Here is a 21,306-nt window from a genome sequence, read left to right on the forward strand (position 1 = left end):
GGACACGCCGCTATGCGGCACGAAGGGTTTGAGGAGACGCGATTGCCCGGACTGTACGACCCGGATCAGGACAAGAGCAGTTGCGGTGTCGGATTCTTGACCCGGAAGGACGGCGTCCAGACCCACGACGTCATCCGCAAACTTCACGAGGCGTTGTGCGCCGTACCGCACCGCGGTGGCATGTCCTCCGAAGGCGTGGGCGACGGCGCGGGCGTCAACCTCGATCTGTCACTGCGATTCTTCTCCGAGCTCACCGGCCGCCCCGATCTACGCCTCGGCCAGTTCGGCGTGGGCAACTTCTTTCTGCCGAATGATCCCGCCCACCATGACGAGGCCGAGGCGGTTATCGAGAAGGCGCTCCTCGACCAAGGTTTCGACATTCTGCTCAAGCGGGATGTCCCCGTGGACGATTCCGCAATCAGGGCCGCCGCGACGAAGTATCAGCTACCCATCCGGCAATGGGTGTTCCTGTCGGATTCGGATCGCAAGATTCACGACGCCCTCATGGCCATCGAGGCCATTGCCTACACCCGGCCGGAGCTACTCGGCCTGTACCCGCTCTCCCTGAGTGCGCGCACGCAGGTGCTCAAGGGCCGTCTCAATTCGAACGAAGTGGTGCCGTACTTCCGCGATCTGTCCGATCCGCGGATGGAGGTGCACTCGATGTTCTTCCACACCCGCTTCTCCACCAACACGGCGCCCAATGCCACCATGGCCCAGCCGTTCCGGTTGATGGCGCACAACGGCGAGCTCAACACCGACAAGAAGAACCGGCTCTCCGACAACGCGATGGCACGGGCGCACAACCGCGCCATCATCCGCCCCGCCGGACAGTCGGACAGCTGCCGGCTGGACCAGACGCTGCAGCACCGGGTGCTCGAGGACGAACTGGACCTCGTCACCGCCGTCGTCGCCATGATGCCGCCGGCGTGGGAGAACGACACCACCCTCTCACCCGAAGTCCGGGCCATGCTCGAGTACTTCAGCCTCTACGAGGAGAAGAACGACGGTCCCGCCGCGCTGATCTTCGGCGACGACAGATTCATCGGCGCCCGCCTCGACCGCTTGGGGTTGCGTCCGCTACGCACCGTGGAGACGGCCGACTATCTCGGCGTGATGTCCGAAGCCGGACAGGTGTACTTCCCGCCGGAGGAGGTGATCAAACGGGGCCGGATCGAAGCCGGCGGAATGCTGTACTACGACCATGAAGAGCAGCGGTCGTACGGCTCCACCGAAGCCCTGGAAATGCTTGCCGCACAGCATGATTACCCCGCAATGCTGGCGCAGGCCCGGGTCAACCTCGCCGACCTGCCCGCCGTGCCGGCGGAAAGTCAACTCTCCCCCGCCCGCTACAACGGCGACCTGAACCGCTATCAGCGCTACGTCGCATATTCCATGAGCCAAGAAGATTTCAAGTTCCTGATGGACCCGATGCTGGCCACCGGGCAGGAGAAGATCTCGGCGATGGGTTACGGCGCGGCGATCAACGCGCTGTCCAACCACGAGGGCGGCATTGCCCGCTATTTCTCGCAGCGGTTCGCTCAGGTCACCAATCCACCGCTGGACAGCATTCGCGAGGCCGACGGAATGACGCTGCGGGTGGCACTCGGCGCCAAGCCGGGTAGCGGCGGCACGCCGGCGCCGCAAATCGTCATCCCGTCGCCGATCCTGTCCCACCTGGACATGTTGATGATCCGCGACCAGACCCACACCCCGGTGCGGATATTCGGCATGCGGTACCGGGTCGACTTGGAAGGCGGACCGTACAACTCCGAGGTCCTGGTGCATTCCATCGACAAGCTCTGCGATGAGGTCGAGGCGTTCGCGCGCGAGTCGGGCGGCATCGCCATCATCTCCGACCGCCACGTCGAAAGTGTCCGCGCACCGATGCCCCTCACCATCGTGGTATCGGCGATCAATCAGCGGCTCATCGAAGAAGGCCTGCGGTTGCGGGTGTCGCTGATCGCCGAGAGCGGGCAGCTGGCGTCCTCGCATCACATCGCGACGGTGCTCGGGTTCGGTGCATCCGCGGTATATCCGCTGACGGTGCAGATGCGCGCCGAGGAGAAGTTCGGGCCCGACGAGCAATCGGTTGCCGCCGCCTACAAGCGGTTCGCCAAGGCCGCGGAAAAGTCGTTGATGAAGACCATGGGCCGCGTCGGCCTGTGCACCGTCGAAAGCTACATCGGCGGCGAGTTCTTCGAGCCCAACTACCTCGACACCGCAGGCCCGGTGCTGCGCAAGTACTTTCCGAACGTCACCGCCGTCGTCGGCGGCGTCGGCTTCCGCACGCTGTCCGATACGTCGGCCGAATGGCATGCCCGCGCACTCCAGGTCGAGACCGAAAAGGACGTACCACTACTCGGTCTGTTCAAAGAACGCGCGGAAGGTGCGGGCCACTCCTACGGCACCACGGCCGTGCGGGGATTCGTCGACATGACCGAGGAAACCATCTCGTTCAGCGACGACGCTCGGCCCAAGAATCCAGAGATGGCCGACCCGCTGTTCCTGCGGACGCTGCCCTTGAACCAACTCGAAGGTGCCTTCGGTCTGAACGACGAGGCGTACCGCAACAACAGTTTCGCGGAACTGACGCCGCGAGATATCAACAGCTTCGACATCACTCCCGGCTACCGCAACTTCGTGTTCGCCATGACCGCCGAACGTGCCCGCCGGCCCGCGGCCCTGCGTGACGTGCTGGCGTTCCCCGCCGATGTCACGTTCGCCACCACGGCCGACGAATTTCGTTCGGAGATGGGTAAATTCGCGCGCTTCGGTAACAACTCCTACCTGGTGCGCGGGCTGACGGTGGACCGGGTGGGAGACGAGTTCACGCTGCGGCTGAGTCACTCCTCACCGGAGCGGCTGCAGGCACTCGCGGACTCGCTGATTCAGCGGTTCGGTGACGAGATCATCGACTACCGGGTCACCGACGACCGGCTGCGGCTCGTCGCTCGTGCGCGTGCCAGGCATTTCCTGGGAATGACCCTGACCGCACCGGCAGCGATTCCGCTGGACTCGGTGCAGCCGGCCGACGAGATCGCGGCAACGCTCACCTCCGGCGCCATGAGTCACGGTGCGCTGGTGGCGAACGCCCACGAGGCCGTCGCGCACGGCACCAACATGGTGGGTGGCTTGTCGAACTGCGGCGAAGGCGGCGAGCACATCAGCCGCTACGGCACCATCCGCGGCTCGCGCATCAAGCAGTTCGCATCGGGCCGGTTCGGGATATGGGCCGGCTACTTGGCCGATCCGATGTTGCGTGAGCTGGAGATCAAGATCGGGCAGGGCGCCAAACCCGGTGAGGGCGGCCAACTCCCGGCACCCAAGGTGACGGTGCAGATCGCCGCCGCGCGTGGCGGCACCCCGGGCGTCGAGCTGGTATCGCCGCCGCCGCACCACGACACCTATTCGATCGAGGACCTGGCGCAGCTGATCCACGACTGCAAGGCCGCACGGGTGCGGGTGATCGTCAAGCTGGTGTCGAGCGAAGGCATCGGAATCATCGCCGCCGGTGTCGCCAAGGCCGGCGCCGACGTCATCAATGTGGCCGGCAACACCGGTGGCACCGGCGCGGCCGCCGTCACGAGCCTCAAGTACGCGGGTCGCTCGGCGGAGATCGGCGTTGCCGAAGTGCATCAGGCCCTGGTGGCCAACGGGATTCGGCAGAAAGTCGTCCTGCGATGTTCAGGCGCGCACCAAACCGCCAGTGACGTGGTCAAATCGGCGCTACTCGGAGCGGACAGCTACGAGTTCGGCACCACCGCCCTGATGATGCTCAAGTGCGTCATGGCGAAGAACTGCAATATCAAATGCCCGGCAGGCCTGACCACCAACGCCGAGGCGTTCGAGGGCGATCCTCGTGCCTTGGCGCAGTATCTGCTCAACATCTCCCATGAAGTCCGCGAAATTCTCGCCACCCTCGGTCTGCCGTCATTGCAGCATGCCCGCGGCCGCAGCGACCTGCTGCACCTGCTGGATCACCCGTCGAGTATCGGCCGACTTGATCTGCGGGCAATGCTCGCCCCCGCAGAGGGTTTCGTCCCCGAAGACCCGATCTACATGGAACGGGACTACTCCGTCGACGACGCGTTCCTGGCCCAGCTCGACCTGGCGGGCGTGGCGATGGAACCGGTGACGCTGTGCAACCGGAACAAGAGCGTCGGCGGACAGTTGGCCATTGACATCGAACGCATGCTCAACCACGAGGGTGCCGACGGTCCGGCGGTGGCGACCGACGATCGCGGCCGCCGCTTCCTGAAGCCGGACAGCGTCATCATCACCACATCGGGATCGGCCGGACAGAGCTACGGCGCGTTCTGCAATGACGGAATGCTGTTGACGCACACCGGAACCTGCAACGACGGCGTCGGCAAGAGCGCCTGTGGCGGCACCATTGCGGTGCTGTCCCCCGGCGGCGGATCGGACGAGCCCGGTGGCAATGTGCTGATCGGTAACTTCGTCCTGTTCGGAGCATCGGGCGGCCGGCTGTTCGTCGCGGGTGAGGCTGGTGACCGGTTCGCGGTGCGGAACTCCGGCGCCACCGCAGTGGTCGAAGGCGTCGGCGAATTCCTCTGCGAGTACATGACCAACGGCGCGGTGTTCAACATCGGCGAGTTCGGCAAGGGTGTCGCCAACGGCATGAGCGGCGGATTCCTGTACCAGTACGACCCCGACGGCGAGCTGCCCTCGAAGGTCAGTACCGACTCGGTGGTCGTCGCCCCGATATCGGAGGCACCGTTCCACGAAGCGGCGGCACTCACACTGCTGCAGTGGCATCTGGAGGCCACAGGTTCGGCGAAAGCGCGGCAGCTGCTGGATGATTGGCACGTCACCCGCCGGCACGTGGTGTACGCCATGCCGCGAGCGCTGCTGCAGTACCAGGACGCCGACGCGATCCTGGCGGCCAAGACCCGCAAGGAACTGCTCGACGAGCTGGCCTCGGCGCTGGCCGGCCACCAGGTGGCCAAATTCAAGCGTTCCTACCGCAACAACGAAACAGTGCTCGGCGGTGCGGTGCCCGGGTACGGCGATACCGACACCGAGGAGATGTACGCGCTGCTGAACACCTACACGGTGCTGAACATGGCGCAGCAACTCGCCATGTCCCGCACCCCCGGGGTGACCGAAGTGACCGATGCACGGATCGGAAAGACCGTGCGCAACCTGGTACTCACTGAGGACTTCTTCCTCATCCAGAAGCTGCAGCGCTACGCCCGCGAGGCCATCGACGGGTTCAGCGACGAGGACCTCGCGGTGTTCGTCGCCAACAAACGGATCAACGACTACAAGGAGGCGCTGGCCCAACGCAACGTGCTGTCCATGGACAGTCCCGGCACCTACGGCTGGATCCTGTACCAGGATGCGAAGAACATCGAGAAGATCGGCCGACTGCCGTCCTTCGAGGAACTGTTTGCCGCACAATCTGTTCCGGATGTCGCCGCCTCGTTCGATTCCCTGGAGGGCGCACAGTGAAGATCGCCTACATTCCCGAAGACGCCCCGTTCAACGAGGACCAGCGTGCCTGGATCTCCGGCTTCCTGGCCGGTCTGCATTCCCGGCTGGCGATCAATGTCGCTGCCCCGCCGCCCGTGGTCGTCGGTGACCAACCGGCCTCGCTTCCGCAGCTGCGTATCCTGTACGGCACCCAGACGGGCAACGCCGAGGGTGTCGCGAATGATGCTGCGGCAGCGGCCAAGTCGCAGGGTTTCGACGTCAAGGTCAGCGGACTCGACGAGATCGAACTGGGCGAGTTCGCCGGCCTGAAGTTCGTGCTGATCGTCACCTCGACCTATGGCGAGGGCGAGATGCCCGACAATGCCGAATTGTTCTGGGAGGCCCTGTCGGCGTCGACGGCGCCGCGGCTGGAGGGTGTCTCGTTCGGTGTGCTGGCCCTCGGCGACACCGGCTATGACGGCTTCTGCCAGGCCGGCAAGCTGTTCGACATGCGCCTGGAGCAACTCGGCGCGTCCCGCGTCGTCCCGCGCACCGACTGCGACGTCGACTACGAGGCACAGGCCGCCGACTGGATTCAGAGTGCACTGATGGCGCTGGTGCCGACGTCCGGTGCCAGTGGGCGGCCGTCGGCGCCTCCGCCCAGCGCGGTCGCGCGCTCCGGATGGACGCGGAAGAACCCGTTCGTCGCGGGGCTGGCGGTCAACCGCCTGCTGTCGGGCTCGGGCTCGGACAAGGAGATCCGGCATTACGAATTCGCCTTGGCGGACAGCGGTATCGAATACGAGGCCGGTGACGCGCTGGCCGTGCTGCCGCAGAACAATCCTGCCCTGGTGGAGGCCATCGCCGAACATTTCCGGGTGTCCGTCGACACGATGGTCGACGGCGAGCCGCTGAGCGAGCTCCTTGGGAATCGCTACGAAATCAGTGCTCCATCAAAGGATTTGCTCGGCGAGGTGGAAAGCCGCGCCGAGAACGAAGAACTGTCGCACGTGCTGCGCGGCGGCGTGAAGGAGAGACTGGACCGCTGGCTGTGGGGTAAGGACATCCTCGACGTGCTGCGCATCGCCGGCGACGACCTGAGCGTCGAAGAATTCGTCGGATTGCTCAAACCCCTTCAGCACCGGGCATATTCGATCTCATCGAGTGCGCTCGCGCATCCTGATCGGATTCACCTGACGGTGGCCAGCGTGCGCTACGAAATGGGTGGGCGCATGCGCGGCGGCGTGTGCTCGACGTTCCTGGCCGACCGCAGCGAGTCGGCGAAAATCTTTCTGCAACCGAACAAGTCGTTCCGGGTGCCGGCCGATAACGACGTGCCGATGATCATGGTCGGTCCGGGCACCGGCATCGCACCATTCCGGGCGTTCCTGCAAGAACGCGAAAAGCGCGGTGCCGGCGGCCGCAACTGGCTGTTCTTCGGCGACCAGCATCGCGCAGACGACTTCGTCTACGAAGACGAACTGACGGCGTGGCAGGCCTCCGGCCTGCTGGACCGGCTGGACCTGGCATTCTCGCGCGATCAGAGCGAGAAGATCTATGTGCAGCACCGGATGCGCAAAAACGGCAAAGAACTGTTCGGCTGGCTCCAGGACGGTGGCCACTTCTACGTCTGTGGCGACGCGTTACGGATGGCCAAAGATGTCGACCAGGCACTGCACGATGTGGTCGCCGAACACGGCGGGCTGGATCATGACGCCGCTACCGAGTACGTCAACGAACTCAAACGCGAGAAACGGTACGTGCGCGATGTGTACTGACGGCCGACGTTGCCCCAACTGCCACGCACAACGGCTTGCGGCCGGCAGCCGCGCACTGTCCGAAGCGCTGCCCGCGCTGGGCACGGTAGTCACGGTGACCGCCAATGATGCTGCGCTGCTGTCGCATACGGGCGAATACGGCGCGGTCGCGCACCCCGGTGAAGCGCTCGTGTACGACGAGGATCGGATCGCGCTACGGATTTCGCCCAGTGTGGTCGGGTACCGGACGTCGCGGGCACTGACACTGCTCGACGACTTCGGCACGCACCGCGCCTACCTGACACCGTTGACGGACCAGCTTGTGGTGGAGGCACTCTCGGCTGCACCGGTCGATGCATCGGAGCCTGCCTCGCCGGTCGACTGGGGTGCTGTGAACTGGGACGACACCGATCAACTCGACCATCTCGACGATCTGTCACAGGCGCGCTACCAGGTGCTCCCGTTTCAGGGCGCCCGGCGGATTGTTCTTGCAGTGGTTCCCCACCTCTTGGCGTACCTGGTATCCGAGGGGCTGGATTTCACGGTCGCTGTGCGCGGCGGCGGGTGTGTGCAGCTACACCGCGGCCGGGCGTTGATGGCAGATGCGGCGAACCAACATTTCGCGGTGATATTCGGAGCAGCACGATATGCCGTTGATCCCGTGCAGCTTTCGGAATGCTGGGTGACCCGCGCGCATGGAATCTCCGGGCCGACGTCAGCGATCGAGCTGTACGACCACAGCCGCCACTGCGTGACGGTTCTGACCCAGACCGGAGCCGTGTGCGAGCGCGTCCAGAAAACCTGGGAAGCCCTGGTGGCATCGTTGCCGACCTGCGCGGACTAGAAAGCTCAGACCGCAGAAGGGTTTTCGATCACAATCGCGACGCCCTGACCCGAGCCGACACAGACTCCGATGGCTCCGTACCGGGCGTTGCGCTCGCGCAGTTCGGTGGCCAGGGTCAGGACGTACCGGGCACCCGTGGCACCGAAGGGATGGCCGATCGCGACGGCACCGCCGTTGGGTGTGAGCTTCTCGTCGGGAACGACGAACCCGTCGAGCTGATTCGGCAGCTCCCGCAACACCCCGAGGGCCTGCGCACTGAACGCCTCGTGGACTTCCCAGACGTCGATCTGTTCCGGCGTCAGCCCGGCACGCTTGATCGCGAGAGGTAGCGCCCACGCCGGCGCGAGACCCATGAACAGCGGATCGATTCCATACACCGCCGAGGACACCACCCGCGCCAACGGCTCGACGCCGAGTTCCGCCGCGCGCTCCCCCGATGCCAGCACCAGTGCGCTGGCGCCATCGGTGAGCGGTGTCGAGTTGGCCGCCGTCATCTGGGTGGTGCCCGGCTGCGGGCGCAGCGCCGCCAGCTGCTCGGCAGTGGTCTCGTCGCGGATGAACTCGTCGTGCTCGAACAGCCGCGCCGGTGACTTCTTCGTCGCGGCGATCTCGACAGGCATGATCTCCTTGGCGAGACGCCCGGAATCACGCGCCGCCTTGGCATTTCGCTGCGTTCGCAGCGCGAAGGCGTCGATCTCCTCGCGCGTCAGACCGTAGCGATCGGCGACCTTTTGCGCGGTCTCGATCATGCTGATGTACGCGTTGCGCGCCAGCAGCGCGGGGTTGGGCGGGCCGCCGGCACCGGCCCACATGGTGTCGAGCAGGATGACCGGCCCGCGCGGCGCGAACGGCGCGTCGCCTTTCATGTAGGCCCAGCCCGATCGCGACATCGACTCGACGCCGCAGGCCATCCCCACGCCCAGATCGCCGGCCCGGATTGCGTGCGCGACGTTGATCGTGGCGCTCAGTGACGACCCGCAGAACCTGTTGATCGTCGTCCCGGCGACGGTGTCGGGAAATCCGGCGGCGAGCGCCGCCCAGCGCGCGACGTCGCCCATCCCCTCGTGCGCGGGATTCACACAACCAGCGACGATGTCCTCGATGGCTCCGAGATCGACGCCGACGCGTTCGCACGCGCCCTTCATCGTCATCCCGAGGAGGTCGTCGGTGCGGATGTGCGACAGCGAACTGCCGTACCGCGCAAATGGCGTGCGGACACCACCAAGCACAAATGCTTCTGTCATCAACCGTCTCCCGCTCGATGTCGAGCCGAGCGTACCGCTGACGACACATCGCGACCAGAAGCGGCCGCGACCGAGTCCTAGAGTGAAGCCATGGCGCTGCACACCCCGCTGACCGAGTTGTTCGGCATCGACCACCCGATAGTGCTGGCTCCGATGGGCGACGTATCCGGTGGCCGGCTGGCGGCCGCGGTATCGGAGGGCGGCGGGCTGGGCCTGATCGGCGGCGGCCGCGGCGACCTCACGATGCTCGCCACCGAATGCCGGTTGGCCAAGGAGGGCACCGAAAAGCCCTGGGGCGTCGGCCTACTCACCTGGGCGGTGAACCGGGAGATCATCGATTGGGTGATCGCGCAGCAGCCCGCCGCCATCATCTTGTCGTTCGGCGACCCCGCCCCCTTCGCCAAGGCCATCCACGACGCCGGCATCCCGCTGCTGTCCCAGGTGCACAGCCTCGATGAGGCCAAGCAGGCGCTCGACGCCGGAGTCCAGGTACTCGTCGCGCAGGGCCGGGAGGCCGGTGGCCATCACGGCGGCCGCTCCACGCTGCCGTTCGTCCCCGCCGTCGTCGACCTGGCACACGACACCCCGGTACTCGCGGCGGGCGGTATCGGCGACGGCCGCGGTCTCGCCGCCGCACTTGCGCTCGGTGCCGCGGGTGCCATGATCGGCACGCGATTCGAAGCCACCCACGAGTCCCTGCTCAGCGCCGCTGAGTCGAAGGCCATGCTGAAGGCGACGGCGGAAGACACCACCACCGGCCGCGCCATCGACATCGCCTCGCGGCCGATCGAAACGCGTTGGCCGGCCCGGTATCCGGCGCGCACGTTGCGCAGCGTCTTCACCGACGAGTGGCAGGACCGCGACGCCGAGCTCGACGCAGATCTCAAGGCACAACAGGAGTTCCGTGACCGGGCGGCCAAGATGGATATGGACTACGTGCCGATCTGGGCCGGCGAGGCCCTCGACCTGATCGACGAGCTGGAGCTGGCCGCTCCGCTGGTCCAGAAGATCGCCCACGACGCCGAACAGGCGCTCACCCGAGCCACCGCCCACATCCGCTGATGCCCGAAGGCGACACCGTCTTTCACACCGCAGCGATCCTCCACGAGGCGCTGCAGGGAAAGACGCTGACCCGGTGCGACATTCGCGTGCCGAAGTTCGCCACCGTCGACCTCACCGGCCAGACGGTCGACGAGGTCATCAGCCGTGGCAAGCACCTGTTCATCCGCACCGCGGCGGCCAGCATCCACTCGCACCTCAAGATGGAGGGCAAGTGGCAGGTCAACACCCGGCCTCGCCGACCCGACCACAAGACACGAATCATCCTGGAAACGAATGACCTTCAGGCGATAGGCACCGAGCTCGGCACTCTGGAAGTCCTCCAACGGGACCACGACGAAGAACCCGTCAAACATCTCGGACCGGATCTCCTTGGCCCGGAATGGGATCCACACAGAGCGGCGGCCAACCTCACCCAGGACCCCGAACGACCGCTGCACGCAGCACTACTCGACCAGCGCAACCTGGCGGGCGTCGGCAACGTCTACGCCAATGAGCTGTGCTTCATCGTCGGGCGCCGCCCGACGGCCCCGGTCAGCACAGTGAAAGACCCGCTGCGGCTGGCGCAGCGGGCCCGGGACATGTTGTGGTTGAACAGAAACCGATGGAACCGCACTACAACGGGCGATACCCGACCCGGCCGTCAACTCTGGGTGTACGGCCGGGCCGGGCAGGCATGTCGCAGGTGCGGGACGCTGATCGAATCAGGCGACCGGGACCGGCACGAGAACCTCGACGTCGTCGGCCACCTCGACAACCTCACGGACCGGATCACCTTCTGGTGCCCGCTTTGTCAGCCATGAGTCCGGCAGAGCCAGGCGGCAGATCTTCTTGACCACCGAGAAGAACTGCTTGTGGATCGGGCCCGTGTTGTAGGGCAGGTCGTACTTCTCGCACAGTGCCTTGACCTCCGGCGAGATTTCCGCGTAGCGGTGCGCCGGGATGTCGGGGAACAGGTGGTGCTCGATCTGGAACGACAGGTTGCCGCTGAAGATGTGGAACCACTTGCCACCGGACAGGTTCGCCGAACCCAGCAGCTGGCGGTAGTACCACTGGCCGCGGGTCTCGCTCTTGGTCTCCTCGATGGTGAACTCGTGGGTGCCCTCGGGGAAGTGACCGCAGAAGATGATCACGTACGACCACACGTTGCGCATCAGGTTCGCGGTCATGTTGCCGGCGAACACGAACGGCAGGAACGGGCCGGCCAGCAGCGGGAAGGCCACGTAGTCCTTGACGGTCTGCTTGCGGACCTTCGCCCACATCTCACGCAGCATGTCCTTCTTGTCCCGCAGCTTGATCTCGCCGGTGCGGATGCGCTCGGTCTCCAGTTCGTGCAGCGCGACGCCGTACTGGAAGAACACCATCAGCAGGAAGGCGTAGACCGGGTTGCCCAGGTAGTACGGGCTCCACTTCTGGTCCTCGCTCATGCGCAGGATGCCGTAGCCGATGTCGCGGTCCATGTCGACGATGTTGGTGTAGGTGTGGTGCATGTAGTTGTGCGAGTGCCGCCACTGGTTGGACGGGCAGGCCGAATCCCATTCGAAGTTCTGGCCGCGCAGCGCCGGGTCGCCCATCCAGTCGTACTGGCCGTGCATGACGTTGTGGCCGATCTCCATGTTGTCCAGGATTTTCGACAGGCCCAGCATCACAGTGCCGACGGGCCAGGCCGGGGGCAGGAACAGCAGCGCGCGGCCACCGATCTCCAGCTTGCGCTGCATGGCGATGATGTTGCGGATGTAGTCCGAGTCGCGGTCGCCGAGGTCGGCGAGGTGGCGTTCGCGGATGGCGTCGAGCGCGCGGCCGAACTCGTCGAACTGCTCGGGGGTCATGGGGGCGGGACGTTGAGCCATGGTTCGCCTCCTTTGTGCGTGTGGGCTGGTGGGGTGGTCTAGAGGTCGATCTCGACGTCGCCGTACGGGGCGGTCACGCAGATTTCGATGTTTTCGTCGGGGGCGGTCGATACGGCGCCGGTGATCAGGTTTTTCACGGGGCCGCTGATCTTCTTGCGGGTGCAGGTGTGGCAGATGCCCATCCGGCAGCCGTTGGTCGGGTTGAGGCCGGCGGCCTCGGCCTGCTCGAGGATGGAGCGGCCGTCGTCGACCACGTCGACCTTGCTTTCGGTGAAGGCGACGTTGCCGCCGGAGGCTTCGGTCGGGACGGCGATGACCGGGGGCACGAAGCTCTCGGACTGTGCGCCCGGCAGCAGGTCCTTGACGGCGTCGACCAGGGCAGGCGGGCCACAGACGAACACCGCGTCGGGGTTGGGCATCGCGGCGGCCAGGTGGTCCGGGCTGAAGTGGCCGCTGAGGTCGCCGCGGTTGGAGCGGGTGTAGCTGTGCAGGACCTTCACACCCGGGGTGGCCGCCAGCTCGGTGGCGTACGCGGCCTCTTCGGGGTTGCGGGCGTAGTGGAGGAAGGCGACCTCGCCGTCGAAGTTCTCCTCGCGCAGGGTGCGCAGCATGGACAGCACCGGGGTGATGCCGCTGCCGCCGGAGACCAGCAGGATGCGCCGGGGCCGCGTATCGGGCGGGCCGCCCGGAAGAGTGAAGTCACCACCGACAGAGTCGAGGTGCACGACCATGCCGGGCTCGGCGTTCTCGAACAGATGGGTGGAGACCAGGCCGCCGTCGTGCAGGCCGACGGTCAGCTCGATGACCGGGCTGCCTTCGGAGTTGGCCGGCGAGTAGCACCGGGTGCGGCGACGGCCGTCGATCTCGACGGTCAGGTTGATGTGCTGGCCGGCTTTGAATCCGGTCCAGGCGTCATTGGGCTGCAGGGTCAGGGTGACGCTGCGGGGCGTCTGCCGACGGACAGCGACGACCTTGGCGCGGGCGTCGTTGACGGTCCAGGTGCGGTCGAAAACCTCGGTGTACCGGTCCACGCCGTGCGGGCCGGTGAGGATGCCAACCAGGGCGGAGCGCCGTACTCGGCGGCTCAAAGTTTCGGTGAACATGTGTACACAGTGACCGACTCCAAGCGTTCGCGTCAAGACCTAAACCGCAGGTTGTTGCTGGGATCACACAGTGAACATCCGTATGCATTCGCCATACACAATCGTTCCAAACTGCGGATTCGCCGCGCTGTGTAAACTTTGTTCGGTGAACAGTCGTACCCCTGGTTCACGCGACCGGAGGTCCAGCCGCTCATCGAGCTCTCGCGTCCAGGACAACCTGTCGCGCGAAGAACGCAAGGAAGCCACCCGCCGCGCGATCATCACGGCTGCCCTCAAGCTGCTGGAAGAGGACAGTTTCGGCGCGCTGAGCCTGCGCGAGGTCACCCGCGAAGCCGGCATCGTGCCCGCCGCCTTCTACCGGCACTTCGAAACCATGGACGCCCTCGGCCTGGTCCTGATCGACGAGTCGTTCCGCGCCCTGCGGGAAATGCTCCGTGGTGGCCGCGCCGGCCAACTCGACCCCAAACGCATCATCGAGTCGTCCGTCGACATCCTGTTCAACAGCGTCGCCGAACGCCCCGAGCACTGGCGCTTCATCAGCCGCGAGCGCAACAGTGGCGTCACCGCGCTGCGCTACGCGATCCGCACGGAAATCCGGTTGATCACCTCCGAGCTCGCGATCGACCTGGGCCGGCTGCCCGGGCTCACCACCTGGAGCGCCGAGGACCTGAACATCGTGGCCGGGCTGTTCGTCAACACGATGATGACTACCGCCGAATCCATCGACGACGCCAATGACGCCAAGGCACTGGACGACGTCAAGCGGACCGCGCGCAAGCAGCTGCGCATGATCGCCGTCGGCGTGGCCGGGTGGCACAGCGGCTAACGTCAGCCGCATGACAACGCTGTCGCTCGCCTATCCCCGTCCCGATATCGCCGTCCTCACCCTGGACCGGCCGGACAAACTCAACGCGCTGAACCTCGAACTCGTCGAGGCGCTGCACAGCACTCTCGAGGAGATCCACCGGAACAACGAGTGCCGCGTCGTCGTACTCACCGGCGCGGGCCGCGGATTCTGTTCGGGCCTGGACCTTTCCGACCCCAACCCGCCGGAAGCCGGTGGCGGACTGGAGTTTCCACGGTCGGGTATGCGCTGGCAGGAACGGATCGCCGAGCTGACCACCCGCATCCAGAACCTGCGCCAACCGGTGATCGCGGCGGTCAACGGACCAGCCTACGGTGGCGGTTTCGCGCTCGCGCTGGCCTCCGACATCCGGATCGCCGGACCCGGTGCGCGATTCTGCACCCAGTTCATCAAGCTGGGCATCGGCGGCTGCGACATCGGGGTGAGCTACACGCTCCCCCGGATCGTCGGCGCCGGCCAGGCGTTCGACCTGATCCTCACCGCCCGGACGGTGGCTGCCGACGAGGCACTGCGCCTGGGGCTGGTGTCGCGACTGTCTGAGGACGACGTCGTCGCGGACGCGCTGGCCATCGCCGAAACCCTCTGTGGCTACGGAAAGTTCGGTCTCGAGTCGACCAAGCAGGTGTTGTGGGCCAACCTCGAGGCCCCCAGCCTGCAGGCCGCGCTGCATGTCGAGAACCGCAGCCAGATTCTCGCCGCCGCGGGCCACATCGATTTGGCGGCAAAGGCGTTCGGCAGCCGGTAGCTAGGGCACGCGCTTCTTCAGTCGTGCCACCCGGTGCAACTGCCCGAAGATGTTCAGCGAGGTGAGCATCGGGATGCCGCCGATGAAGGTGCGAAACGAGGGGTGGCCGCCGTGGACCTGGAGTTCGTACATACAGCCGACCACGTAGAAGAAGCCCATGGTGAACAGCAGCGCGGGTATCGCGTAGGCCAGCGGCGAGCCGGCGTCCGACACCAGTTCATTCGCGTAGTCGATCTCGTCCTGCGACATCGGTTGGCCCTTACGTACTTTCGCCAGTACGGCCTTGTGGGCGCCTACCTGCTCACCCAATGGTGCGGGTGGTCGTCGTTCCAACCCGCGTACGTACACGAAGACGCACGTGATGAGGATCAGCGCCAGCATTCCGGCGAGGATTGTCAGCCCGCCCCACAGCTCCATGTCCGTCATGCGTCTCCTCCGTGGCTTCGCGAACCCACACCCGACCCGCTGACCGCGGGATCGCCGTCCTCCCACAGCAGCAGTTGACGCACCGATTGCCGCGATCCGTACGGCTGCAGCATCTGGCTCGCAGGGCGCGGCCGCACCTTCAGCGGCCACCAGAACCACCGACCGAGTAGCACCGCGATGGCCGGCGTCATGAACGACCGCACGATCAGCGTGTCGAACAGCAGGCCGAGGGCGATGGTCGTACCGATCTGGCCGAGGACCCGCAGATCGGCAAACAGGAAGGACGCCATGGTCGCGGCGAACACCAGCCCGGCCGACGTCACCACCGCGCCGGACCCGGCCATCGCGCGGATGATGCCGGTGTTGATGCCGGCGTGGATCTCTTCTTTGAACCGCGAGATGAGCAGCAGGTTGTAGTCCGACCCCACCGCCAGCAGCAGAATGACGGCCAGCGCCAACACAATCCAGTACAGGTCGATGCCGAAGATGTCCTGCCAGATCAGCACGGACAGCCCGAAGGAGGCGCCCAGCGACAGCGCCACGGTACCGACGATGACCAGGGCCGCGACGATGCTGCGGGTGATGAACATCATCACCAACAGAATCAGGCTCAGCGCCGCGATCCCCGCGATCATGAGGTCGTATTTCGCGCCCTCCTGAATGTCCTTGTACGTGGCCGCGGTACCGGCAAGGTAGATCCTCGATCCACCCAGGGGCGTGCCCTTCACCGCCTGCTGCGCGGCGTGCCGGACGGCGGCGATGTGCGAAATGCCTTCGGGCGTGGCGGGATCGCCTTCGTGCGTGATGATCATGCGGGCGGCCTTGCCGTCCGGCGACATGAACAACTTCATGCCGCGCTGGAACTCGGGGTTCGTGAACGCTTCCGGCGGCAGATAGAACGAATCGTCGGTTTTCGACGCGTCGTAGGCCTGCCCCAGTGCGGTGGCGTTCTGCAATGACGCGGCCGCCTGGTCGTTGAGACCTGAGTTCGTGGAGTAGTTCGTCATCGTCAGATCGCGGTTGGTCTCCTGGCTCGCGATCTGCGGCGGGATCAATGCGAGCAGCTTCGGTTGCAGCGCATCGAGTTTGGCGATACTCCCGGCGACATCACCCAGTTGGTCGGTCAGGTCATCGATACCGTCGAGCGAATCGAAGACCGAGCGCAACGCGGCGCAGATCGGGATGTCGTAGCAGTGTGGTTCCCAATAGAAGTAGTTACGGATCGGCCGGAAGAAGTCGTCGAAATCGGCAATCTTGTTGCGCAGGTCCTGCGCCGTGGCGACGGTCTGCTGAAATGCCTTGGCCTGCTCGTGGGTGAGTGCCCCGGATTGCTGCTGCAGCGAATACTGCTGGCGCAGAATGTCTATCGACTTGTTGATCACGTCGACCTGCCTGAGCAGGTCAGCACTGCGCGCCTGCTGGAAGGGCAGGTTGTTGATCTGCCCGGCGTTTCCGGCACTGATCAGGAACGGTATCGACGAGTGGTCCAGGGGCGTGCCCAGCGGCCGGGTGATCGACTGCACCTGCGCGATGCCGTCGGTGTGGAACACCGCTTTCGCGACGCGCTCCAGCAGGATCATGTCGGTGGAGTTGCGCAGATCGTGGTCGGCTTCGATCATCAGCAGTTCGGGATTGAGTCGGGCCTGAGAAAAGTGCCGCTCCGCGGCGGCGTAGCCGATATTGGCCGGAGCGTCGGCGGGCATATACGGGCGGGTGTCGTAACTCGTCTTGTACCCGGGCAGAGCGATCAGGCCGATGAGGGCCACCGCGACGGTCACCACGAGAATGGGGCCGGGCCAGCGCACGATGGCCGTGCCGATGCGCCGCCAGCCTTGCGTCTGCAGCTGACGCACGGGTTCGAAGAGGCCGAAGTGCCGGCCGATGCACAGCAGCGCGGGCGCGAGCGTCAACGCGGCGACGACCGCGACGAGAACGCCTGTGCCGGCCGGGATTCCGAGGCTCTTGAAGTACGGCAGCCGAGTGAACGTCAGACAGAACACCGCGCCCGCGATGGTCAGGCCCGACCCCAGGATGATGTGCGAGGTGCCGTGATACATCGTGTTGTACGCCGTGACCCGATCCTGACCGGCGTATCTGGCTTCGTGGAACCGGCCGAGGATGAAGATCGCATAGTCGGTGCCAGCGGCAATGACCAAGAGCGTCAACAGGTTTGTCGAGTACGTGGAGAGTTCGATGATGCCGGCGCTGGCGAGCGAGGCAACGACGCCTCGCGACGCGGTCAGCTCCATCATCACCGTGAAGATCACCATGATCACCGTGGTGAACCGACGGTAGAGCGAGAACAGCATCACCATGATGACGCCGATGGTGATCAGGGTGGTCTTGAGCGTGCCGTGGCGGCCCACCTCGAACTGGTCGGTGATCAAAGGTGCCGCGCCCGTGAGATACACCTTGAGACCTGGTGGCGGTGGGGTGTTCTCGATGATCCTGCGGACGGAGTCAACCGATTCATTGGCCAGCGATTCGCCCTGATTGCCGGCGAGGTACACCTGTACCAGCGCGGCCTTGCCGTCGGCGCTCTGCGACCCGGCTGCCGTCAGCGGGTCGCCCCAGAAGTTCTGCACGTGTTGGACGTGTTTGGTATCGGCGGTCAGTTTGTCGATCAGGCCGTCGTAGTAGTGGTGCGCGGCCGCCCCGAGCGGCTGGTCGCCCTCCAGGACGATCATGGCCGAACTGTCGGAATCGAACTCCTGGAACACCTTGCCGATCCGTTTCGCCGCCTGCAGCGACGGCGCGTCGGTGGGGCTCAGTGACACGTTGTGGGACTCGGCCACCGTCTCCAGCTGCGGCACAAAGACATTCGTGACGACGGCCAGCGCCAGCCAGAAGAAGGCGATGAACACCGAATACCGCCGGATGAAGTCCGGAACCCGGCCCCCGCTCATCCGGATTTGTCCAGACAGTAGGTGAATGCGTGCACGGTGTTCACCGTTCTCTCGTCTTTGATGGCGTCATCGATCGTGATGCGGCAACCGATCGAATCACTGTCGCCCTGGGCCTGGACGTTGACGAACACCGCCGGCTGAGTGGTGGTCGTGTCGTAGGCCCATGGCAACCTGACGGCGTCGGCGCGCTGCGGCTGGGCGTTCACGTCCAGATAGGTGACGGTGGCGACGGTGCCCGGCGGCCCGAAGACCTCGATCAACACATGCTTGGGGTTGAACGGCACGATGTCATTCACCGCGCCGCTCGGCGTCGACGTGACGTCATGGGACGCGAAGATGCCGTGCAGCCGAAGCACCGCGAAGCCGGCAACCACGATCACCACCGCCGCCACCATATACATCCAGTGGCGACTCAGCTGGCGTCTGATCGAAAACCGCTGCATCCGTTACCCTTTCGCACCGGCAGGCGTGGTCTGCGCGGTACGTCTCCCTAGCGTGGCTAATCAAGAAGGTTGACGGTATGACATTAAACCCGGTGGGGCTATAATTCAACACGTAAAGAATTCTGTGAACCAGGGAGTCGAATGACCCAGCGACCCTCCCGCGGTGGCCGCCGCCCGGGGCCCAACGGCACCCGCGAGGCGATCGAAGAAACCGCACGAAAGCTGTTCGCGGAGTTGGGATACGAGCGAACGTCCCTGCGACAGGTCGCATTGCAGGCCGGCGTCGACCCCGCACTGGTCAGCCACTTCTACGGCAAGAAGCGGGACCTGTTCCTCGCGGTGGTCGAACTTCCCGTCGAACCCGCTGTGATCATCGACCGGGTACTCGACGGCGACAAAGACGGGGCAGGTCTACGCCTGGCAACGTTCATTCTCGACGTTCTTGAAGACGAAGTGCGGCGACAACCCATGATCGGCATGGTGCGCGCGGCCACGGCCGAACCGGAAGCCGCGAAGCTGGTCCGGGACTTCCTGGCGCGCAAAGTCATTGCACCCATCGCTGAAGGACTGGGCTCCGCCGATGCCGACTACCGCGCCGCGCTGGTCATGTCACAGGTCAACGGTTTCGCCATGGCCCGGTACGTCATCGGGCTGGAACCGCTCGCCAACCGCTCGAATGCACAACTCGCCGCTGACCTCGGCGTCACGCTGCAGCGCTACCTGCTCGGAGAGCTCGCACCAGGCGGGTAGCCCCGGATTCACACGTGACTGTGCGCCGCGGTCCACGCCGGCAGCGGATCCGCGTACCGCAACCACGCGCTTGTTCCGGCGGCAATTTCGTCGTCGGTGAGCAACGCTGAGTCGAGAAGCGCTCGTACCTTGGTGGTTTCGAGGCGGATGCCGATGAAGACGATCTCCTGACCGGGCTCGATATCGGTGCTCGTCCAGTACTGGGCGGGTTCGATGGTGAGATTGGGGCCGGCCTGCGACCAGATGGCGGCAATGTTCGGCCGGGTGGCGATCCAGCAGAAACCCTTGCTGCGCAGCAGGCCTCGCACCTGATCGAGGGCCTCCGCGAGTCGCTGCGGATGGAACGGACGATCGGCACGGAACGTCATACTGCTGATGCCGTATTCGTCCGTCTCCGGCACGTGCCCGTTGGCGATCTCCTCATCCCACCCGGGCGCCTCCGCGGCGAGTTCCGGATCGAACAACCCGGTGTCCAAAACGGTTGCCAGCGGCACGATCCCGTGATCGGTGTGCTCGATCCGCGCGTTCGGGTTGAGCCGCCGCGCGACAGCCTCCACGGTCGCAACGGTTTTGGCGCTGACCAGGTCAGTCTTGTTGATCAGGATGACGTCGGCGAATTCGACCTGATCGACGAGCAGGTCTGCGATGTTGCGCCCGTCGCCGTCGGCCACCGCGAGGTTCCGGTCGGTGAGCGCGTCCCCGCGCGCCAACTCCGGCAGGAACGTGCACGCGTCGATGACGGTGACCATGGTGTCCAGACGGGCGAGCTCGGACAGGACGAAGCCGTCCTCGAACTCCCAGCTGAAGGTCGCCGCCACCGGCATCGGCTCGGAGATGCCCGTCGATTCGATCACGATCTGGTCGAATCGCTTCTGCCGGGCCAGATCCGCGACGGCGGTGATGAGGTCTTCGCGCAGGGTGCAGCAGATGCATCCGTTGGTGAGCTCGACGAGCTTCTCTTCGGTGCGGTCGAGGTGACCCTGGCCGGCGATCAGGGCCGCGTCGATGTTCACCTCGCTCATGTCGTTGACGATCACCGCAACGCGGCGGCCGTCCCGGTTGGCGAGGATGTGGTTGAGCAGCGTGGTCTTGCCGGCCCCCAGGAAACCCGAAAGCACGGTCACAGGGATCAGGTCAGCTGAGGTCGAGGACATGCCTTAACGATAATCATTTTCATTAAGGATTGCGAGTCATGCCTGGAAATAATCCGGACTACGGTCCGGTTGGAGCTCATCAGAGGCCGGACAAGCCGGCCCTCGAACCAACAAAGGACAGGTACATGACCACCGCCACCACTCCCCTCAGCGTCGGCACCTGGGCAATCGACACCGCTCACTCCACCGTCGAGTTCTCGGTACGCCACCTGATGGTCAGCAAGGTCCGCGGCAAGTTCGAGAACTTCAGTGGCGCCATCACCGTCGATGCCGACGGCACCCCGTCGGTCACCGCCGAGATCGACGTGACGTCCCTCAACACCGGCAACGAGCAGCGCGACGGACACGTCAAGTCGGCCGACTTCTTCGACGCCGAGAACCACCCCGTCGCGACCTTTGTGTCGACCGCCGTGCGCCCCAAAAGCGATGCGTACCTGCTCGACGGCAACCTGACCATCAAGGGCAACACCCGCCCGGTCACCCTGAACCTGGAATTCAACGGCGTGAGCCCGGGCATGGGCAACGGCGAGGTCTCCGGCTACGAGGCGTCGGTTGTCATCAACCGCAAGGACTTCGGCGTCGACCTCGACCTGCCGATGGAGACCGGTGGCGCCGTCGTCGGCGACAAGGTAACCATCACTCTCGACATCGAAGCGGTCAAGCAGGCCTGATTCGAAGGCACTGCCGGGCCGGGTTCCCCCGCGTCCTGTCGCCCGGCCCGGCA

The 21,306-nt window shown here is 65.2% G+C and carries 16 protein-coding genes; 9 read left to right on the top strand and 7 right to left on the bottom strand.

Going from position 1 to position 21,306, the window contains the following annotated elements:
* Positions 1 to 12 precede the first annotated feature (12 nt).
* From EB75_RS00150 to EB75_RS00160, 3 genes are read left to right on the top strand one after another with little or no spacing between them, the layout of a single operon-like run.
* A complete protein-coding gene (locus EB75_RS00150; protein ID WP_073693473.1) occupies positions 13 to 5,475 on the top strand; it encodes a glutamate synthase-related protein in 5,463 nt (1,820 codons plus the stop codon).
* Positions 5,472 to 7,214, top strand: coding sequence for a sulfite reductase subunit alpha (locus tag EB75_RS00155; protein ID WP_073693474.1), 1,743 nt, complete (start codon positions 5,472 to 5,474; stop codon positions 7,212 to 7,214). Before EB75_RS00150 ends, EB75_RS00155 begins: the two co-directional genes overlap by 4 nt.
* Positions 7,204 to 8,037, top strand: coding sequence for a ChuX/HutX family heme-like substrate-binding protein (locus EB75_RS00160; RefSeq protein ID WP_073693475.1), 834 nt, complete (start codon positions 7,204 to 7,206; stop codon positions 8,035 to 8,037). Before EB75_RS00155 ends, EB75_RS00160 begins: the two co-directional genes overlap by 11 nt.
* 5 nt (positions 8,038 to 8,042) lie before the next feature.
* Here EB75_RS00160 and EB75_RS00165 read toward each other — a convergent pair whose 3' ends face one another.
* Positions 8,043 to 9,281 (bottom strand): thiolase family protein, encoded by a 1,239-nt coding sequence (locus EB75_RS00165; protein WP_073693476.1) that lies wholly within the window; start codon positions 9,279 to 9,281, stop codon positions 8,043 to 8,045.
* Positions 9,282 to 9,371: 90 nt separating this feature from the next.
* On the opposite strand from EB75_RS00165, the gene EB75_RS00170 reads away from it, so the two are divergent.
* Both EB75_RS00170 and nei2 read left to right on the top strand, forming a co-directional pair.
* Positions 9,372 to 10,343, top strand: coding sequence for an NAD(P)H-dependent flavin oxidoreductase (locus tag EB75_RS00170; RefSeq protein ID WP_073693477.1), 972 nt, complete (start codon positions 9,372 to 9,374; stop codon positions 10,341 to 10,343).
* Positions 10,343 to 11,143 carry an endonuclease VIII Nei2 gene (gene nei2 / locus EB75_RS00175; protein ID WP_073693478.1) on the top strand — a complete coding sequence of 267 codons (801 nt, stop codon included), beginning with the start codon at positions 10,343 to 10,345 and terminating at the stop codon, positions 11,141 to 11,143. Before EB75_RS00170 ends, nei2 begins: the two co-directional genes overlap by 1 nt.
* Here the strand turns inward: nei2 and EB75_RS00180 are convergent.
* Together EB75_RS00180 and EB75_RS00185 are read right to left on the bottom strand one after the other, a co-directional pair.
* Complete coding sequence (locus tag EB75_RS00180; protein ID WP_073693479.1) at positions 11,045 to 12,190, bottom strand: fatty acid desaturase family protein; 1,146 nt, start codon at positions 12,188 to 12,190, stop codon at positions 11,045 to 11,047. The genes nei2 and EB75_RS00180 overlap by 99 nt on opposite strands.
* Positions 12,191 to 12,228: 38 nt before the next feature.
* Positions 12,229 to 13,293 carry a ferredoxin reductase gene (locus tag EB75_RS00185; RefSeq protein WP_073693480.1) on the bottom strand — a complete coding sequence of 355 codons (1,065 nt, stop codon included), beginning with the start codon at positions 13,291 to 13,293 and terminating at the stop codon, positions 12,229 to 12,231.
* Between the two features lie 145 nt (positions 13,294 to 13,438).
* Between EB75_RS00185 and EB75_RS00190 the strand changes: the two genes are divergently transcribed.
* Together EB75_RS00190 and EB75_RS00195 are read left to right on the top strand one after the other, a co-directional pair.
* Positions 13,439 to 14,119, top strand: a complete 681-nt coding sequence (locus tag EB75_RS00190) for a TetR family transcriptional regulator (protein ID WP_073693481.1) — start codon at positions 13,439 to 13,441, stop codon at positions 14,117 to 14,119.
* A gap of 10 nt (positions 14,120 to 14,129) precedes the next feature.
* Complete coding sequence (locus EB75_RS00195) at positions 14,130 to 14,903, top strand: enoyl-CoA hydratase/isomerase family protein (RefSeq protein ID WP_073693482.1); 774 nt, start codon at positions 14,130 to 14,132, stop codon at positions 14,901 to 14,903.
* Here the strand turns inward: EB75_RS00195 and EB75_RS00200 are convergent, their stop codons facing one another.
* From EB75_RS00200 to EB75_RS00210, 3 genes are read right to left on the bottom strand one after another with little or no spacing between them, the layout of a single operon-like run.
* Positions 14,904 to 15,329, bottom strand: coding sequence for a hypothetical protein (locus EB75_RS00200; RefSeq protein WP_073693483.1), 426 nt, complete (start codon positions 15,327 to 15,329; stop codon positions 14,904 to 14,906).
* On the bottom strand, positions 15,326 to 18,235 hold the full coding sequence (locus EB75_RS00205) for an MMPL/RND family transporter (RefSeq protein ID WP_073693484.1): 2,910 nt from the start codon (positions 18,233 to 18,235) through the stop codon (positions 15,326 to 15,328). Before EB75_RS00205 ends, EB75_RS00200 begins: the two co-directional genes overlap by 4 nt.
* Positions 18,232 to 18,678: an MmpS family transport accessory protein gene (locus tag EB75_RS00210; RefSeq protein WP_142239332.1), complete on the bottom strand. Its 447-nt coding sequence runs from the start codon at positions 18,676 to 18,678 to the stop codon at positions 18,232 to 18,234. Before EB75_RS00210 ends, EB75_RS00205 begins: the two co-directional genes overlap by 4 nt.
* Before the next feature lie 141 nt (positions 18,679 to 18,819).
* On the opposite strand from EB75_RS00210, the gene EB75_RS00215 reads away from it, so the two are divergent.
* On the top strand, positions 18,820 to 19,428 hold the full coding sequence (locus EB75_RS00215; protein WP_073693486.1) for a TetR/AcrR family transcriptional regulator: 609 nt from the start codon (positions 18,820 to 18,822) through the stop codon (positions 19,426 to 19,428).
* A gap of 8 nt (positions 19,429 to 19,436) precedes the next feature.
* Here the strand turns inward: EB75_RS00215 and EB75_RS00220 are convergent, their stop codons facing one another.
* Positions 19,437 to 20,582 carry a GTP-binding protein gene (locus EB75_RS00220; protein ID WP_073693487.1) on the bottom strand — a complete coding sequence of 382 codons (1,146 nt, stop codon included), beginning with the start codon at positions 20,580 to 20,582 and terminating at the stop codon, positions 19,437 to 19,439.
* A 125-nt stretch (positions 20,583 to 20,707) separates the two neighbouring features.
* Between EB75_RS00220 and EB75_RS00225 the strand changes: the two genes are divergently transcribed.
* Positions 20,708 to 21,253, top strand: a complete 546-nt coding sequence (locus tag EB75_RS00225; protein WP_073693488.1) for a YceI family protein — start codon at positions 20,708 to 20,710, stop codon at positions 21,251 to 21,253.
* Positions 21,254 to 21,306: the final 53 nt, after the last annotated feature.

Source organism: Mycobacterium sp. ST-F2, from assembly GCF_001905655.1.
Lineage (GTDB): Bacteria > Actinomycetota > Actinomycetes > Mycobacteriales > Mycobacteriaceae > Mycobacterium.

What these genes read in the sequence shown, in the direction of transcription:
- EB75_RS00225 (WP_073693488.1), top strand. Translation starts at nt 20,708, where the DNA reads ATGACCACCGCCACCACTCCCCTCAGCGTCGGCACCTGGGCAATCGAC.
- EB75_RS00210 (WP_142239332.1), bottom strand. Translation starts at nt 18,678, where the DNA reads ATGCAGCGGTTTTCGATCAGACGCCAGCTGAGTCGCCACTGGATGTAT.
- EB75_RS00160 (WP_073693475.1), top strand. Translation starts at nt 7,204, where the DNA reads ATGTGTACTGACGGCCGACGTTGCCCCAACTGCCACGCACAACGGCTT.
- EB75_RS00180 (WP_073693479.1), bottom strand. Translation starts at nt 12,190, where the DNA reads ATGGCTCAACGTCCCGCCCCCATGACCCCCGAGCAGTTCGACGAGTTC.
- EB75_RS00195 (WP_073693482.1), top strand. Translation starts at nt 14,130, where the DNA reads ATGACAACGCTGTCGCTCGCCTATCCCCGTCCCGATATCGCCGTCCTC.
- EB75_RS00170 (WP_073693477.1), top strand. Translation starts at nt 9,372, where the DNA reads ATGGCGCTGCACACCCCGCTGACCGAGTTGTTCGGCATCGACCACCCG.
- EB75_RS00200 (WP_073693483.1), bottom strand. Translation starts at nt 15,329, where the DNA reads ATGACGGACATGGAGCTGTGGGGCGGGCTGACAATCCTCGCCGGAATG.
- EB75_RS00215 (WP_073693486.1), top strand. Translation starts at nt 18,820, where the DNA reads ATGACCCAGCGACCCTCCCGCGGTGGCCGCCGCCCGGGGCCCAACGGC.
- EB75_RS00165 (WP_073693476.1), bottom strand. Translation starts at nt 9,281, where the DNA reads ATGACAGAAGCATTTGTGCTTGGTGGTGTCCGCACGCCATTTGCGCGG.
- EB75_RS00150 (WP_073693473.1), top strand. Translation starts at nt 13, where the DNA reads ATGCGGCACGAAGGGTTTGAGGAGACGCGATTGCCCGGACTGTACGAC.
- EB75_RS00205 (WP_073693484.1), bottom strand. Translation starts at nt 18,235, where the DNA reads ATGAGCGGGGGCCGGGTTCCGGACTTCATCCGGCGGTATTCGGTGTTC.
- nei2 (WP_073693478.1), top strand. Translation starts at nt 10,343, where the DNA reads ATGCCCGAAGGCGACACCGTCTTTCACACCGCAGCGATCCTCCACGAG.
- EB75_RS00220 (WP_073693487.1), bottom strand. Translation starts at nt 20,582, where the DNA reads ATGTCCTCGACCTCAGCTGACCTGATCCCTGTGACCGTGCTTTCGGGT.
- EB75_RS00185 (WP_073693480.1), bottom strand. Translation starts at nt 13,293, where the DNA reads ATGTTCACCGAAACTTTGAGCCGCCGAGTACGGCGCTCCGCCCTGGTT.